Annotated in this window: 16 protein-coding genes; 3 read left to right on the top strand and 13 right to left on the bottom strand. The window is 63.8% G+C overall.

What is annotated here, in order from left to right:
• The first annotated feature begins 366 nt into the window (after positions 1–366).
• Positions 367–1,032: a c-type cytochrome gene (locus ACDELDRAFT_RS12315; RefSeq protein ID WP_040329031.1), complete on the top strand. Its 666-nt coding sequence runs from the start codon at positions 367–369 to the stop codon at positions 1,030–1,032.
• A gap of 92 nt (positions 1,033–1,124) precedes the next feature.
• Here ACDELDRAFT_RS12315 and ACDELDRAFT_RS12310 read toward each other — a convergent pair whose 3' ends face one another.
• The 4 genes from ACDELDRAFT_RS12310 to ACDELDRAFT_RS12295 all read right to left on the bottom strand — a co-directional run bounded on the left by ACDELDRAFT_RS12310 (position 1,125) and on the right by ACDELDRAFT_RS12295 (position 4,901).
• Positions 1,125–2,513 carry a phenylacetate--CoA ligase family protein gene (locus tag ACDELDRAFT_RS12310; protein WP_005797143.1) on the bottom strand — a complete coding sequence of 463 codons (1,389 nt, stop codon included), beginning with the start codon at positions 2,511–2,513 and terminating at the stop codon, positions 1,125–1,127.
• Positions 2,510–3,169, bottom strand: a complete 660-nt coding sequence (locus ACDELDRAFT_RS12305; RefSeq protein ID WP_005797142.1) for a SagB/ThcOx family dehydrogenase — start codon at positions 3,167–3,169, stop codon at positions 2,510–2,512. Before ACDELDRAFT_RS12305 ends, ACDELDRAFT_RS12310 begins: the two co-directional genes overlap by 4 nt.
• Before the next feature lie 398 nt (positions 3,170–3,567).
• Positions 3,568–4,017, bottom strand: coding sequence for a ribonuclease HI (gene rnhA / locus ACDELDRAFT_RS12300; RefSeq protein WP_005797140.1), 450 nt, complete (start codon positions 4,015–4,017; stop codon positions 3,568–3,570).
• Complete coding sequence (locus ACDELDRAFT_RS12295; RefSeq protein WP_081470123.1) at positions 4,014–4,901, bottom strand: class I SAM-dependent methyltransferase; 888 nt, start codon at positions 4,899–4,901, stop codon at positions 4,014–4,016. The genes rnhA and ACDELDRAFT_RS12295 overlap by 4 nt, the downstream gene beginning before the upstream one ends.
• On the opposite strand from ACDELDRAFT_RS12295, the gene gloB reads away from it, so the two are divergent.
• Together gloB and ACDELDRAFT_RS12285 are read left to right on the top strand one after the other, a co-directional pair.
• Entirely contained in the window at positions 4,900–5,673 is a 774-nt protein-coding gene (gene gloB, locus ACDELDRAFT_RS12290) for a hydroxyacylglutathione hydrolase (protein WP_005797137.1), read from the top strand. The genes ACDELDRAFT_RS12295 and gloB overlap by 2 nt on opposite strands.
• Positions 5,673–7,181, top strand: a complete 1,509-nt coding sequence (locus ACDELDRAFT_RS12285) for a transglycosylase SLT domain-containing protein (protein WP_005797136.1) — start codon at positions 5,673–5,675, stop codon at positions 7,179–7,181. Before gloB ends, ACDELDRAFT_RS12285 begins: the two co-directional genes overlap by 1 nt.
• Before the next feature lie 308 nt (positions 7,182–7,489).
• Here the strand turns inward: ACDELDRAFT_RS12285 and ACDELDRAFT_RS12280 are convergent, their stop codons facing one another.
• The 9 genes from ACDELDRAFT_RS12280 to ACDELDRAFT_RS12240 form a co-directional block, all read right to left on the bottom strand.
• Positions 7,490–8,185 carry a HEPN domain-containing protein gene (locus ACDELDRAFT_RS12280; protein WP_005797135.1) on the bottom strand — a complete coding sequence of 232 codons (696 nt, stop codon included), beginning with the start codon at positions 8,183–8,185 and terminating at the stop codon, positions 7,490–7,492.
• A gap of 313 nt (positions 8,186–8,498) precedes the next feature.
• Complete coding sequence (locus tag ACDELDRAFT_RS12275; RefSeq protein WP_005797134.1) at positions 8,499–9,053, bottom strand: hypothetical protein; 555 nt, start codon at positions 9,051–9,053, stop codon at positions 8,499–8,501.
• Between the two features lie 6 nt (positions 9,054–9,059).
• Entirely contained in the window at positions 9,060–9,644 is a 585-nt protein-coding gene (locus ACDELDRAFT_RS12270; RefSeq protein WP_232504762.1) for a hypothetical protein, read from the bottom strand.
• Positions 9,645–10,441: 797 nt separating this feature from the next.
• Positions 10,442–10,594: a DUF3096 domain-containing protein gene (locus ACDELDRAFT_RS24120; RefSeq protein ID WP_005797131.1), complete on the bottom strand. Its 153-nt coding sequence runs from the start codon at positions 10,592–10,594 to the stop codon at positions 10,442–10,444.
• A 173-nt stretch (positions 10,595–10,767) separates the two neighbouring features.
• Positions 10,768–11,817, bottom strand: a complete 1,050-nt coding sequence (locus tag ACDELDRAFT_RS12265) for an ABC transporter substrate-binding protein (RefSeq protein WP_040329032.1) — start codon at positions 11,815–11,817, stop codon at positions 10,768–10,770.
• 124 nt (positions 11,818–11,941) lie between these two features.
• On the bottom strand, positions 11,942–12,364 hold the full coding sequence (locus tag ACDELDRAFT_RS12260; protein ID WP_005797128.1) for an MAPEG family protein: 423 nt from the start codon (positions 12,362–12,364) through the stop codon (positions 11,942–11,944).
• Between the two features lie 246 nt (positions 12,365–12,610).
• On the bottom strand, positions 12,611–13,201 hold the full coding sequence (gene recR / locus ACDELDRAFT_RS12255; RefSeq protein WP_005797127.1) for a recombination mediator RecR: 591 nt from the start codon (positions 13,199–13,201) through the stop codon (positions 12,611–12,613).
• A gap of 376 nt (positions 13,202–13,577) precedes the next feature.
• On the bottom strand, positions 13,578–13,910 hold the full coding sequence (locus ACDELDRAFT_RS12250) for a YbaB/EbfC family nucleoid-associated protein (protein ID WP_005797126.1): 333 nt from the start codon (positions 13,908–13,910) through the stop codon (positions 13,578–13,580).
• Between the two features lie 192 nt (positions 13,911–14,102).
• Positions 14,103–14,741: DNA polymerase III subunit gamma/tau C-terminal domain-containing protein (locus tag ACDELDRAFT_RS12240; protein WP_332375866.1), on the bottom strand; the 639-nt coding region annotated here is incomplete at its 5' end.

Here is a 14,741-nt window from a genome sequence, read left to right as displayed (position 1 = left end):
CCGCGCTGGTTGCCGCCAGCTGTTGCGCCGCAAGCCCGGGCACGCGGACCATCGGGGCATGCGGCGCCACCTGTGCGGGCCAGCCGGGTTGTTGCCAGCCCTTCGACTTCGCAGCGCAAGCGGGGGTCCGACAGGAAGAGGCTGCCCCCAAAAGGGCCTGACCCTGTTCTGCGCAGGTTCACCGCATTCGCCGCATTCGCCGCATTCCCAGCGCCCCGCGCCCGTACTGCCCGTACTGCCCGTACTGCCCGTACTGCCAAGTGGGCTGTGGTTCACTCGCACACTGTTTGATCTAACTGCGGTAACACCCTGGGCGCGCGACACCGTGGGGTCTAGAATGACCTTTTTCCAATAATGGTTACCTCCATGATCAAGCGCATAGCACTGGCACTGACCACCGCATTGATGGCAGCCCTCATGACCGCACCCGCAATGGCCCAGTCGGCCAAGGCGCGCGCGACGGCCAAGGTGGATCTGGACGCGCGTTTCAAGGAGGCCCAGACCAACCTCAAGCTGGCCGACGATCTCTACAAGGTGGGCCGCAAGGTGGCCGCTGTGTGCGCCAACTGCCATGGCGATGGCGGCAACAGCACCAAGCCGTCCATTCCCAACCTCGCTGGCCAGAACCCCGCCTACCTGCTAGAGCAGTTGCGCCAGTTCGCCGATGGACGCCGCCGCAACGAATTCATGGAAGGCATGATCCGCGCCATGGACAGCGACGAAAAGATCGGCATGGTGCTGTTCTACGCGGCGCAGGATGTCACCCACAAGCCCGCCGCCAACGCCGCGCTGGCCACCAAGGGCCAGGAGTACTTCGAAAAAACCTGCTTCCGCTGCCATGGCAACGGAGGGCGCGGCAACGAGCAGATTGCCCGCATCGCGGGGCAGCAGCCCGACTACCTGCGCCTGACCCTCAAGCGCTACCGCGACGGCGCCGGCGTGCGCGCCAACTCGATCATGACGCCGAACACCAAGCTCATGACGGACGCCGACATCGAGGCCGTGGTGGCCTACGTGTCTTCCATGCCCTGACGAGCCCCGGCAGGCGGCGCCGTTGGAGACCCACCCCGCCGGGCTCCGCGCCAAAACACGGCAGCCCGCAGGGTCACCCCGCAGCCACCGTCTCAGTCGGGACAGGCCACGATGCGGCGGGCCTTGCCACTGCGCCCCCGCGGTACGGGGCACCCCAGCTCCGACAGCACGTTCAGCCGCGCCAGCCCTTGCGCCCGGCCAAACGCCTTCAGCGCCGTGCAGCACCGCGCCATCGCCGCCTGCCCTGCCTCCCCCGTGAGAGACAGGCGCAACACCAGCGTGTGCGCATCCTGCTGGCGCAGGTGGAAATCGAACACACCTGCCTCGTCCTCCAGCACGGTCGACAGGGCCAGCGGCAGCAGCGTCACCGTCCGGCCACCGCGGCCGGCCATGCGCAAGGGGTCGTCCTGGCGCCCCTGCACCTCCAGCACCGGCAGGGGCGAGCCACAGGTGCATCGCTCCGCCCCCAGGATGACCTGGTCGCCCAGGTCGTAGCGGATGAGGGGCTGAACAAAGTTCGCCAGATGGGTCAGCAGCACGGTGCAGCCAGCGTGGCCCGGCGGCACAGGGCGGTAGTGCTCGTCCACGGGCTCCAGGATCACCCAGTCGGCATTGAGGTGCATGTGGCCATGGGCGCATTCCCAGCCTATGGTGAGAAACTCCGAGGCGCCGTAGCTGTTGCGCACCGTGCAGCCCAGGCCCTGCTCGATGTGCGCGCGCGCCGCGGGGCGCAGGGTCTCGCCGCCCGTCCAGACCTCGTGCGGCGCAATGTGCAGCGCGCCCCGGCCGGCCTCGTCGGCCAACAGCGCCGCCGCCGTGGGGTAGGTGGCCAGCACGGTGGGTGAAAAATCATTGAGGGCACTGACCAGATCGCGCACGGGTTGCTGGATCGAAAAACTGAGAATTCGGCCGGCCAGCCAGGGGTTGAGAGCCCGCAGCCGCTGCACCGAGACGTAGCTGGCGAAATGCCCGCTGGTCGCGCCCACGAAAGCAATGCGTTCGGCCAGGCACAGCGGGTCGCACCACAGGGCCAGAGGGCGCGGCGTGGTGCGGCGCAGCGCCTCGAGCGCGTCGTACACGGCCATCGCCTGCGCGTCCTGCACAAAAATGCCCGGCTGGCCGCTGGTGCCCGAACTCTCCCACACCATGTAGCGGCCCTGCCATGGCTCTGCAATGCGTGCGGGGTCGGCGGTGAAGGCCCGCAGCGCAGCCCGTGTGAGGCACGGGTCGGTCACCCAGTCATCGAAGCGCTCCATCAGCTGCCTGCGCGTGACCACGGGCAACTGCTGCAGCGGCGTGCGGGCCGAAGCGCCCACGGGAAGCATGTCGCGGTACAGGCGCGATCCGCCCAGCGCCGCATCCAGCAACCGGGCCAGCCGCGTCTGCTGCCGCATTGCCAGCCCCTGGACGGTGTCGCGCTGGGCGGCCAACACGTCCAGCGACACCGCTGCAAGGCGCAGCGGGTCGAATACGGTGGTCATGGAGATGCGGCCCCGGCCGGGCGGCCCACGGTCTGCGCCAGCAGCACCTGCTGGTTGGTGCCCAGGCCCATGGCCTGCGCCAGGGCACCGCGGTCCAGCCAGGCGCGGATGACGGCTGCCAGCCCGCTGGATGCCGCTTGCAGATAGACGTTTTGCGCCATCGCCCCCGCTGAAGCGGCCGCGTAAACACCGCGCTGCTCTGCCGGCACCATTTTCATGCGCCCATGGTCGGCCACGTAGACCAGGTCCAGCGGCGCGTGGTCGACAAAATCCTGGTAGCCCGTCACACGCCGCACATCGGCCGCCACCGTGCGCTGCAACGCATGGGCCTGGGGGTCGTAGAGGTACAGCCCCTCGGGCATGGCCACATACACGTCGACTTCCTGCGCATTCATGGCGCTCGGTGCCGTGCGCCCGCCGCTGTCCGGCCGGTTGATGCCGGCCGCAGCCCACAGCAGGTCCGACAACACAGGCAACTCGAGCGGCTTGGGGTCGAACGCCCGGTGCGAATGCCGCAGGGCCAGTGCCTGCATGAGCGGCAGCCCCTCGCCAAGGCGCGGCAGTGGCAAGGCCAGCGCCGGGCTGCCATCGCCCGTGGGTGGCTCGGCTCGGAGTTGCCCGATCAGCCCGAGCGCCATTTTGGTCAGCGGGTTCATGTTCACTCCTTTTCAGAGTTGCTCACAACGCCGTCGGGGGCAGGGCCGTCCCTGAACGGTGCGGCATGCCGCACCCCAGGGGGGGCTGGCACGGCGCACGCCGAAGGCCGGCAGGGCGCGCACCGCACCACCAGGGGCTGCGCCGATGGCCGAAAGACGCAGCCCGCGTCAAGTCATCAGCCGGCGCCCCCGCGAAGACGCTGCCATCAGAACACAGCACCGGCGCGCTGGCTACCTGCCCGCCGCAAACCGATGCCAGGCAACCCCAAGCCCAACGGGGCAAGAAAACCTGTCAAAAACGGCTGCAGCGCTTACCGATCAGTCGTAAGCAGCTATCACATGAATAGCATGCACCAAGGGTCCGCAAGCTATATACCCGCGAACTGTGGTCGAGAACTTCAGCCGCGCCCGAGCGCTTTGTCCACGCCGCGGTTGGCCAGGGCGTCGGCACGCTCGTTGCCAGGATCGCCGGAATGCCCCCGCACCCAGCGCCAGTCGATACGGTGGCCGGCCGTAGTCACCAGGGCATCCAGGCGCTGCCACAGCTCGACGTTCTTGACGGGCTGCTTGGCGGCAGTGCGCCACCCCCGCGCCTTCCAGCCGTGAATCCACTCGGTGATGCCTTTGCGCACATATTCACTGTCGAGGTACAGCGTCACCGCGCAGGGCCGCTTGAGCGCGGACAGTGCCTCGATCACGGCCATCAGTTCCATGCGGTTGTTGGTGGTGCCCAGCTCGCCGCCAAACAACTCTTTCTCAGTGGCTCCGGCCCGCAGCAGCGCACCCCAACCGCCGGGTCCCGGATTGCCCTTGCAGGCGCCATCGGTATATATCTCGATCTGATTCAAGCTTTTTTCCTGTCTATTGTGCCCACCGCGGCAGTGGGCACCAGCCCTGGGCCACGGAGAGGCGTTCCGGCGGCAGCACGGTTGGCTACGGGCAGCGACGCTGCGGCGCGCTGCGGTGCGCTGCGCCAGGCGGGCTCGAGCAGGCGCATTCCGTGCACCCGCTTGACCGCCACCAAAAAATACGCGGCCCCGAGTATGGGCCACCAGTGCTCGCCCAAACGGTCCATCCAGGCAAATCTTTCGAGCCAGTGGCTGCTGCGTACCGCAGGCCGGTAGCAGCCGAACCGCGCCGATTCCACTTCGAAACTCAGCAGCCGCAGCCAGTCGCGCAAGCGCCGGTAGCCGATGAGTTCATTCACCTCGGGCAAATAAGGCCGGCCCCGCCCCATGCGCTGGTAGAGCCGGGCCCGATGCTGGCGCAAGGCCCACAGGCTGGTGGCGTTAAGCCCGCTGATCACCACACGCCCCTCGGGCACCAGCACCCGCTCGACCTCGCGCAGCGCGGCATGCGGGTCCACGCTCAGCTCCAGCGTGTGGGGTAGCAGGATCAGGTCCAGGCTGTTGTCAGCGAACGGCAGGGCCACCGGCTCTGCCAGCAACGCCAACCGCCGCAGAGCGGCGGGGGCTTCGGCATCGGCGCTGGCGGGCGGTGGCGCGGCGCCGTCACCGCGCAGCAGCGCCAGGCCGTCGTCGGCCAGTGCCAGCCATTGGTGCGGCATCCGGTTGGCGCGAAGACCATCGAGCATGGGGATGCCGACCTGCAGCCCGTGGTAGCCAAAGATGTCCACCACCGCCTCGTCGAAACGGGTCTGCTCCCACGCCAGCAGGTAGCGGCCGGGGGGGGAGTCAAACCAGTGGTGCAAACCTATAATTTGAGCGCTCATGAACTTGCTGCCGCTGCCCGCCTTTACCGACAACTACATCTGGATGCTGCACGACACGCGCCAGGCCATCGTGGTCGACCCTGGCGATGCAGCGCCCGTGCTGCATGCCCTGCAGGCGCAGGGGCTGCAGTTGCAGGCCATTCTAGTCACGCACCACCATGCCGATCATGTCGGCGGCGTCCCCACGCTGCGCGAGGCCACGGGTGCGCATGTGTTCGGCCCCGCAGGCGAACAGATGCCCGAGCCCCTGCAACGGCTGGCCGATGGCGACACGGTGGAAGTGCTGGGCCTGCGGTTTTCGGTGCTCGACGTGCCCGGGCACACGGCCGGCCACATTGCCTATTACTGTGCCGACCTGGCGGGCGCCCCCCTCCTTTTCTGTGGCGACACCCTCTTCTCGGGAGGCTGCGGGCGGCTTTTCGAGGGCACGCCCGCCCAGATGCTGGCGTCACTCGACCGGCTGGCAGCCCTGCCCGGCAGCACCCGCGTATGCTGCACCCACGAGTACACCCTCTCCAACCTGCGGTTTGCGCGCGCGGTGGAGCCCGGCAACCAGGCGCTGCGCGACTACAGCAGCCACTGCGAAAGCCTGCGTGCACGGCAGGAGCCCACACTGCCGTCCACCATTGCGCTGGAACGCGAGATCAACCCCTTTCTGCGCGTTCGCGAAGCCACTGTGCGTGCTGCCGCCCAGGGCTTCGATGCGAGCCCCCCACAACACGATGCAGTGGCGGTATTTGCCGCCCTGCGCCAATGGAAAAACAACTTCTGATGAAAAAACTGCACATCGCCTGCCTGGCAGGACTGCTGTGGCTGACCGGCTGCGCCACCACAGGCACCACGGGCGGCCCGTCCGGCATGCAGACGCCCACATCGGGAACGGATACACCCTCGCACACGCCGGTCATCCCCGACGGGCCGCTCAGCCCCATCACCGCAGGCCGCACCAGCAGCAGCGAAGTGGCTTCGCTGTCCACCCCCGCCGACCTGTGGGACCGCATCCGCCGCGGCTTTGCCATGCCCGACCTGCAGGGCGATCTGGTGCAGGACCGCGAACAGTGGTACGCCAGCCGCCCCGAATACATGCAGCGCATGACCGAGCGCTCCAGCAAATACCTGTTCCACGTCGTCGAAGAACTGGAGCGCCGTGGCATGCCCACCGAACTGGCGCTGCTGCCGTACATCGAAAGCGCGTTCAATCCCCGCGCCGTTTCGAGCGCCAAGGCCGCCGGCATGTGGCAGTTCATGCCCGCCACCGGCAACTATTTCGACCTCAAGCAGAACGCTTTCCGCGACGACCGCCGCGACGTGCTGGCCTCCACCCGCGCCGCGCTCGACTACCTGCAGAAACTCTATGGCATGTTTGGCGACTGGCACCTCGCGCTGGCCGCCTACAACTGGGGTGAAGGCAGCGTGAGCCGCGCCATCGCGCGCAACCAGAAGGCCGGGCTGGGCACCAGCTACACCGATCTGAACATGCCTGCGGAAACCCGGCTGTATGTGCCCAAGCTGCAGGCGGTGAAGAACATCGTGGCCAACCCGGAAGCCTTTCGCACCGAACTGCCACTGATCGAGAACCACCCCTACTTCCAGATGGTGGACATCACCCACGACATCGACGTCGCCCTGGTGGCCAACCTGGCGGGCGTGCGCGAAGAAGATTTCCGCGCACTCAACCCCGCGTTCCATCGCCCCACCATTTTTGCCGCGGGCACACCGCAGATCCTGCTGCCATGGGACAACGCGCGCGTGTTCCAGCGCAACCTCGACGCCTACAACCAGGGCCAATACGCAAGCTGGACGGTGTGGTCGGTGCCCGCCACCATGAGCGCAGCCGAAGCCGCACAGCGCACTGGCATGAGTGAAAGCGACCTGCGCAGCATCAACAACATCCCGCCCCGGATGCTGATCAAGGCAGGCTCGGCGCTGATGGTGCCCCGCTCCACCACCACCCGCCAGGATGTGTCGGCCCACTTGGCGGACAACGGGCAGCTGTCCCTGACCCCCGAAATCGTCACCCGCCGCACCACCGTGCGCGCCGGCAAGCGCGACAGCGTGCGCAGCATCGCCCAGCGCTACCGCGTGAGCGCCGACAACGTGGCCCAGTGGAACGACGTGAAAGCCACCGCGGCCTTCAAGGCTGGCCAGCAAGTGGTGGTATTCCTGCCCGTGCGCATGGCCCACGGCCCTGCAGCCGAACACTCGTCGGCGCGAAAAGCCGACAAGAAGGCCCCTGCGCCCACGCGCAAGGGTGGAAAGCCTTCACGTAAACGGCGCTGAGAGCGCAGGCGCATTGCGCGCGAACCGCTCAACCTGAGGCCGATGCCTTCGCGGTGAGGCCAGGGCCTCAGCATTCAGCGTCCGCGTCTGTTAGGCGACACACACTCCCAGCTTCTTTACCCGGAAGTCGGGACACCTCCAGTCCAGCCCCCTACCCGTCGCTGATGAACGGCGGGGTCGAAACAGCGTCGCTACTAAGGGACAGCTACGGGCCCACAGCCGACGTTCGTCACTTCAGATTCATCGCACCTAAGCAGACATTCAGCGTTCCACGCGATGCTTGGTTGTCGTTCATTTTTGGATGCAACTCAACAGGCCGTGCCAATTGTCTCCAGGGTTTTAATGATCGTTTCAATCCTGGATTCGTTGCGTTGGGCAGGGGTCGCCTTCAGCCATGCTCCGACGTTATGGAACCTATTCCCCTTGCGCTTTATGCCGACAGAATGGAGCGCGCCAACTGCAAGAAGCTCATTCATTGCATTAAGGGATCGCTGACTTCGATGCGCGACGTGGTTTCTAAGACCGATGACAGCATTTACCACTGCCTTTTGTGATTTCGAGAGGTTTTTGAATTTGTCAGCGTGTGCCTTCACAAGCCATGTGATAGTTCTTTTCTCCAGCTCGTCAAAGTTGGGAAACGTGATGTTATTGCCTGTGCTGTTTGCTAGCGATTGAACGTCCGCCTTGCTAAGATGTGCAGGGAGTTGCAACTTGCCAAACTTCTGAAAAACACGATTTGATTTCTCCTGTGCCTTAACGTGCTCGACAAACGAGTCTTGAAGATGCTGCTTGAATCGGCTTGCATCTCCGTTGATATACGCAATGAACAAGTCGCTAACGAACCCTTCCCAGGCTACCGCCGCAGCCAAGAGGCTGTGCTCCGTTAGGGTTGATTGATCCTTGTCATTTGCGAAGGCAGACATCCCAGCCTGATAGAAGCTAGTCAGCTCCGTCAATTGCACCTTGAAATCGTCTCGAACGTCCTGGGGGGAAATCTTCCTCATGCTGCAATGCCTCCTCTGAAATAGCTGTTGGGGTGATGATGGCAAGCGCGGCCCACAGGAATGCCATCGTCGACGTCCCCTTGCCTGACTCTGGTGTACATCCGTTTCTGGCCGTTTGCGGCCAGAGGCTGAGGATTTTCTGCAGGTGTTCGTGGTAATGGACTGACTGGTCATCCTCACCGGAATGCTCAGGTTATAAAACGTCTGCCTGACGGCCATTTCCGAATGGAATAAACCTCATCGTAACGGCGCAATAGCTTGGCAGACGCAGGTTGACTTAAGTTGCAGTCTTTAGAGCCGGCGCCTGCATGACTTATTGAGCATCTAATAAGCTTTTCTCAAACTCCAAGAGCTTTTGCTCGGCCTGGCTTGCGTTAATGCTGTTGATTGCCGCTTCAACTTTCTTATCGGTATAACCAAACGGGATTTTTCCTCCCGCGCCGAAAAATATCCTGGCCACACCGATGCCGACTTGGGGTTCCGCCAAACTGCTGGAGCACACCGAGTGATAACGGCTGCTCCTGACTTCGATGAAGTGGCAATTAGATATTAAGTCCGTGAAGGCATTGAACCACTGCTGCAAATCCGGCGTAACAGCGAATAGCTCCACTTGCTCCGTCTTCGGTATCAAAGGTGGTTTCTTAAAAAACCGATCTACGACCCAGTGATCGTTACGACGTGAAATCACCGCGTAAATCAGGTTGGCTGGCTGGTTATTCCTATTTGAGATGGTCACGCGCCACGTGTTATTTTTTTCAAGTACGCGCTCAATCGGTTTGGCACTTGGGGCAGTCAGCTCTTCCGCTGTTACGGAAAAAGTGACCAACCCCATCCCGATATAGGCCAATATCTTTTTGAAATTAGCCATATTGGATCATTTGTTCTTGGGAATGCCAAGTTTTTCGAACGCCCCGACAACCTGCAGCACCCACTGAGGCGAATCAACGTAGCGCCTAGTGTTCGTGAGCGGGTCTTCCCATTCTTTCTTGGCCGCATAGCCCATGCGTCCAGCGACGTAGGCCTTAGTCACGCTCATGGGGACAAACACCGATGCGAACTCACTGTTGCACGGTCCGTACTGTTTGGCTTTTAGAGGTGTCGACTTGCAGTGCATGATTGTCGTTTCAAAGTTGTAGTTACCGCGGTCTACATAGGTTTGAAACGAATAATCGGTGTAGTCAGGAGCGAACGCTGTCAGGCTCTTGTTGATAACGATGCGCTCTTGTCGTTCATTGGTAATCGGCTGCCTGGTTTTTGAGATGCTGACGAGCGTCCAATCTCCCGATGCTACGCTTTTTTGGACCAGGACGTAGTTCGCCTGATCCAGCATACTCTCATCCAAGATCGGATTCATAAATTTGATTTGCTGACCTTGCGCATTGACCAGTGGCTTTGTAACCACGCACCCAGCAAGAACGATTGCCGAAGCAAGAAAAGAAATAGTACCTACAAACTTCACTGTGATTCCCCGATAAGTCAGTGTAATGATAACAGCTCACTGTATCAGATTGTAATCAAGTACGATCAAAATTAGCGTCATTACAACAGTTTTTTCAGTGCGCGAGATTCACGACGCCTTATGGTCGTGGTTGGTCGCGGCATCGCTTCAGCGGCATATGGGTCAACACCGTAGATGACAACGTAAACAGATGGCTCGACAAAATAAAGGTATTTCTTGGCCAGCTGCTCTGCGCTTATCTTGATGGCTTCGGCCCACAGTTCGATTTCAGCAGGCGGCAGGCCGATACGCCGCGTTCAATTTGGCTAATGGTTCTTGGGTATGCGTAAGCCAGCAACTCAGCTAAATCCAACTGGGTTAAACCAGCGAGCTCGCAAGTTTCTTTGAGCCAGATTCAAAATCTGCGCCGCATGATCTTCGCGGTATCTGTTGTGGTGTTGTCAATTCAATCCTCTGCTTCACTGAAGAGCACTCAGTGGTACTCCGCGCCTGGATGTGGTTCGTGGCGTTGTGTATGTAACAGGCCCTAGACTACCTACTTGGTGGAGTTGCGTAAACGCGACGCCTTAAGCGATTCCCGCTTCCAGTCGCACAAAGCGTCGCTATCAAATCGGCAGGTGGGGCGCCATGTCTGGCATGGTAAACAGACGTACCAGCACTTACGCGTCCCCAAACCGACAGTCGCGAAAGGCTGCTGCTGGCCGATAGCGGTAGTCATCACCCTGGCACCCGTTCACATCTCCAGAAGCCCGCACGGTCTGGACCCACTTCGCGCTGGTGGCAGCACGCCGTCGCCCCTAGATGCGCAGCGTGTGCATGCCCAGCAGGCCAAGAACGCCAATGACGATGAGGTAGAGCGCCACGATGGTGCTGAGCAGGCGCGGCATCACCAGAATGAGGATGCCTGCGATCAGGGATACGAGAGGGCCAATGCTGAGACTCAGGGACATGAAAAAATCCTTCGAACATAAAGGGCTACGGCGCCTGCCGCAGGCTGCGGCAAACCGAGCGGATGGCCCTGCATTCTCGCCCTTCCACGGGCGGTGCGGCGTGGTGCAGCTCCCGCTGACCACGATAAGGAACCCCTTTCGTCAGCACGGCGCGGTGTCGGCCGTGCGGCGCATCAAACCCCGAACTTCAGGCGCGCCTTGCGTGCCAGGTCATTGGTGAAGGTACGCGACAGGCCGGTGCGGGGTCCGGCCATTTCGGGGTGGATCTCGGCAAGCGCCCGCAGGGCCGTGGCGGGCCCGTCGTCGGGCATCAGGCCATGGGGCGAGAAGGTCTCGCGCACCCGGTTGAACGCCGCCAGATAGACGGCACGGTCACCCAGCAGGTAGCTGCTGGGCACCGCCTTGACCAGATCAGCGGGGGCGGCGGTCTGCAGCCATTTGAGCGCGTGCACGATGCCATTGGCCAGCGCCTGCGCCGCCAACGGTTCTTTTTGCAGGAATGCCTGGGGTGCATAGAGGCAGCTGGCCGGCATGGCGCCGCCGAACAGGTCCTGGGCAGCGTGGAGCGTGCGCAGATCGCCCACAATGCGCACCTCGCCCTTTTGTTCGAGCAATGCCATGACCGGATCGGCGTGGCACAGCGCGTGCACCCGGCCGGCGCGCAGGGCCGCAAGCGCCGCAGCCCCCGAGCCCACGCCCACAAACGAAACTTCGCGCGGATTCACGCCCGCGCGCGCGAGCAGCATGCGGGCCATGACCTCGGTGGACGACCCTGGTGCCGAGACGCCAATGCGCCGCCCCTTCAGGTCGCCGGGGCGCCGGTAGCCCGGCATCGCCCGCATCGACACACCCAGGGCCTGCTGGGGTGCCCGTCCCTGCAGCACGAAGGCACGGTAGTCGTGCCCACGCGCATGCTGACGCAGCGTGTGCTCGTAAGCGCCAGAACAGACCTGGGCAGCGCCTGCCTGCGTGGCCTGCAGCGCCAGGGCGCCACCGGCGTAATCCTGCACCGTGACATCCAGCCCCTCGGCCTGAAAGAACCCCAGCCGGTCTGCGATGGTGAGCGGCAGGTGGTACAGCACACCTTGCCCGCCCACCGCAATGGTGATGCGCCCGGGCGCCGGGCGGGCCGGCTGTGCCCAGCCCGCAGGGGCACACGCCGCTACTGCCGACAAGGCAGACAGGGCGCCGAAGTTGCGGCGGCTGAGGGGGTGACGGTGCATGAAAGAGAAAGGACGAAATCTGCATTGCTGCAGTGCAACAATCGTGCCGCAGCCTTTGCACAGACGCATCAGGGTCATCCCCTGAGGATTTCTACGTATCCAGGGCGGGCATGGCCCGAGCGCTTCACCGATAACCGATGAAGAAGATGGCAATGTTCACGAGAAACGCGGCGGCCCATACGGCGCTGCGTGCACGGGGCATGTCCGACACGTACATCATGATGTAGAAGATGCGCAGCATGATGAACAGGAAGGCCAGGATGTCGAGCAAGGTCTGCCCGGCACCCAGCTGGTGCGCAATGATGACGGCGCCCATGAAAAAGGGCAGTGCCTCGAAACTGTTGGCCTGCGCGGCGTTGGCGCGGGCGTGCCAGTCGGTCTGGCGCGCCATCCAGGCGCGGGGGTCGTGGTTGTCGTAGCCGCCGTCACGGCGGGGCTTGCCGAAGCCGCCGCTCTTGGCAAGCCAGGCGCACACCAGCGGCAGCAACACGGCCATGAAAACGCACCAGTAGGCCACCGTGAAACGCGCCAAATGCAGGGAGTTCATTCTGATCCTTCAAGGGTTGGGATAGAGCGCCGACTGTCGACCTTACGGTAACAGTGCCTGTGCCGCCAGCAACCGCCAAGCCCTGCGGCCATCACCGGCGGAAAAGCTGCGCGGCCCCCGGGCACCTCGCGCTGCCCGGAAATCCGCTGCCGCCCCGGGCCCCGCTTGAAACACCGGCACCGCAGAGGCGCAGTGTCGACAGGCGCCGGCCGCTATTAAAACGAGAGTATTTTAGCGGTGAAGACGCTAGCGGCGGTCCACCAACGCATGCGCGATGGTGCCCAGATCCACATACTCCAGCTCGCTGCCCACCGGCACGCCGCGCGCCAGGCGCGTGACATGCAGGCCCCGGCTCTTGAGCGCCTCGCCGATCACATGGGCGGTGGCTTCGCCCTCGGCATTGAAATTGGTGGCCAGGATCACTTCCTGCACGACGCCGTTGGTCGAGCGCTCCATGAGCTTTTGCAGTCCGATCTCTTTGGGACCGATGCCATCCAGCGGGCTAAGGCGCCCCATGAGCACGAAATACAGCCCCTTGTACGCCCCCGTGCGCTCCAGTGCCGACTGGTCGGCGGGTGTCTCCACCACGCACAGCCGCGAGGCATCGCGCGCAGGGTCAAGACAGGTGCTGCAGACTTCGGCCTGCGTGAAGGTGTGGCACAGCGCGCAATGGCGCACCGAGCCCACGGCATCGTCCAGTGCACGCGCCAGGGCCTGCGCGCCTGCGCGGTCGTGCTGCAGCAGATGAAACGCCATGCGCTGCGCCGACTTGATGCCCACGCCCGGCAAGCGGCGCAGCGCCTGGATCAGGACATCAAGCGAGTTGGTGGAGGACATGGGTTGCGGCTCATCCGGTGAAGGGGATCAGACTATGACCAAGCCAAGTCCGAAAGGGGAGTGTAGAGGTGACAACACCGGTTGGTGCATCGCCAAGCGCGGGCGGCACAAATCGGCGTCATTCCGCCCGGGCTGCGACAGCAGGCCGGGCCCCACCCGGTCGCAGGCCGAGCAGCCAACCGGCCCCAGGCGGCAACAAGCCGCGCTTGCCATGGTCTAAACCAGAGGCGACGGGCCCTGGGTCATCGGCGGCTCCGAGCAGCTTGGGGCGCGCTGCGTGCAGCCGCAAGGCCGCGCACAAAGCACCTGCGCCGCTTGGCGGGTTCGCCGGGGTCTTGCGCCGGCCGCGCAATGGCATCGCGCGCGGCAACAGGCCTTAAAACGGGAATTTCATGCCGCCGGGCAGACCCGGCATGCCGGCGGTCAGCTTGCCCATCTTTTCGCTCGACGTTTCTTCGGCCTTGCGCACCGCGGCATTGAACGCCGCGGCCACCAGGTCTTCCAGCATGTCCTTGTCTTCGGCCAGCAGGCTGGGGTCGATGGTGATGCGCTTGACGTCGTGCTTGCAGGTCATGAGCACCTTCACGAGCCCCGCGCCAGACTCACCTTCCACTTCGATGAAGGCCAGCTCTTCCTGGGCTTTCTTGAGGTTGTCCTGCATGGCCTGGGCCTGCTTCATGAGGCCGGCGAGTTGTCCTTTGTTGAACATGGATTTTTCCTTTTTTACGAATGGGGGAAGAGAGGTTCAAAGCAGAGCGCCGGGGCCGCACCCAAGCGGTGTACGCCCAGGCTCCGATGCACGCCGCGCATCGCGTGGGCGCGTTCCGCGGCAAGCATCTGCAGCCATGGGCGGGGCTGTGCGGGATGGGTGGCGGGCATAGGCCGGGAACTCTGCACTTTCTCAGGCGGGCTTGATGCTACCCGGCACGATTCTCGCGCCGTAGTCGCGCATCAGCGACTGCACATAGGGATCGTTCATCACGATGTCTTCGGCCATCCGCTGGCGCTCGGCGGCAGCGGCGGCATTGCGCCGGGCGGGGCTGTCGATGACAACGCCCACCTCCACGCTGATCTGGGTGGCATGGCCGGCCGCCTCCAGTGCGGCGCGCAGGCGCTCGCGGGCCACGGGCTGGTTGAGCGACTCGCGCTCGACGCGCAGCAACCAGTGGCCCGCGTCGCGCGCCACCAGTTGCGATTGCAAGGCCAGCTCGCGCACCAGTGCCGTGATCGCCTCGGCGGCCACCAACTGCTGCACCGTGCCGTGCCACAGGTCGCCCTCCTCGGTGGGGGTGTAGCGGGCAGACGCAGGCACGGGCGTGGAATGCGGCATTGCCTGAAGGCGGGCGCCGGGCTCGGGCGCCACGCGCACCGGAATCGCTACAAATTCAGTAGCTGCTCGCGCATGCACAGTCTGCGCATGGGGTCGATTTGACTCTAAATCCTGGGTTTCCCGGACCGGCAGTGCCTGCGCGCCCTGCGGCAACGCTTGCACGGCCGCGGAATCCTCGGACCCCGGCCAGGGCGGCGGCTCGGAAGAAGG

It is taken from the genome of Acidovorax delafieldii 2AN (genome assembly GCF_000175235.1).
Taxonomy (GTDB): domain Bacteria; phylum Pseudomonadota; class Gammaproteobacteria; order Burkholderiales; family Burkholderiaceae_C; genus Acidovorax; species Acidovorax delafieldii_B.
Note: the sequence above shows the minus strand (reverse complement) of the source record. Positions and strands in the feature narration are given on the sequence as shown.

Coding starts and splice junctions, on each gene's coding strand:
- gloB (WP_005797137.1), top strand. CDS start 4,900: ATGAACTTGCTGCCGCTGCCCGCCTTTACCGACAACTACATCTGGATG.
- ACDELDRAFT_RS24120 (WP_005797131.1), bottom strand. CDS start 10,594: ATGTCCCTGAGTCTCAGCATTGGCCCTCTCGTATCCCTGATCGCAGGC.
- ACDELDRAFT_RS12265 (WP_040329032.1), bottom strand. CDS start 11,817: ATGCACCGTCACCCCCTCAGCCGCCGCAACTTCGGCGCCCTGTCTGCC.
- ACDELDRAFT_RS12305 (WP_005797142.1), bottom strand. CDS start 3,169: ATGAACCCGCTGACCAAAATGGCGCTCGGGCTGATCGGGCAACTCCGA.
- ACDELDRAFT_RS12275 (WP_005797134.1), bottom strand. CDS start 9,053: ATGGCTAATTTCAAAAAGATATTGGCCTATATCGGGATGGGGTTGGTC.
- ACDELDRAFT_RS12260 (WP_005797128.1), bottom strand. CDS start 12,364: ATGAACTCCCTGCATTTGGCGCGTTTCACGGTGGCCTACTGGTGCGTT.
- ACDELDRAFT_RS12250 (WP_005797126.1), bottom strand. CDS start 13,910: ATGTTCAACAAAGGACAACTCGCCGGCCTCATGAAGCAGGCCCAGGCC.
- recR (WP_005797127.1), bottom strand. CDS start 13,201: ATGTCCTCCACCAACTCGCTTGATGTCCTGATCCAGGCGCTGCGCCGC.
- ACDELDRAFT_RS12315 (WP_040329031.1), top strand. CDS start 367: ATGATCAAGCGCATAGCACTGGCACTGACCACCGCATTGATGGCAGCC.
- ACDELDRAFT_RS12280 (WP_005797135.1), bottom strand. CDS start 8,185: ATGAGGAAGATTTCCCCCCAGGACGTTCGAGACGATTTCAAGGTGCAA.
- ACDELDRAFT_RS12310 (WP_005797143.1), bottom strand. CDS start 2,513: ATGACCACCGTATTCGACCCGCTGCGCCTTGCAGCGGTGTCGCTGGAC.
- ACDELDRAFT_RS12295 (WP_081470123.1), bottom strand. CDS start 4,901: ATGAGCGCTCAAATTATAGGTTTGCACCACTGGTTTGACTCCCCCCCC.
- ACDELDRAFT_RS12285 (WP_005797136.1), top strand. CDS start 5,673: ATGAAAAAACTGCACATCGCCTGCCTGGCAGGACTGCTGTGGCTGACC.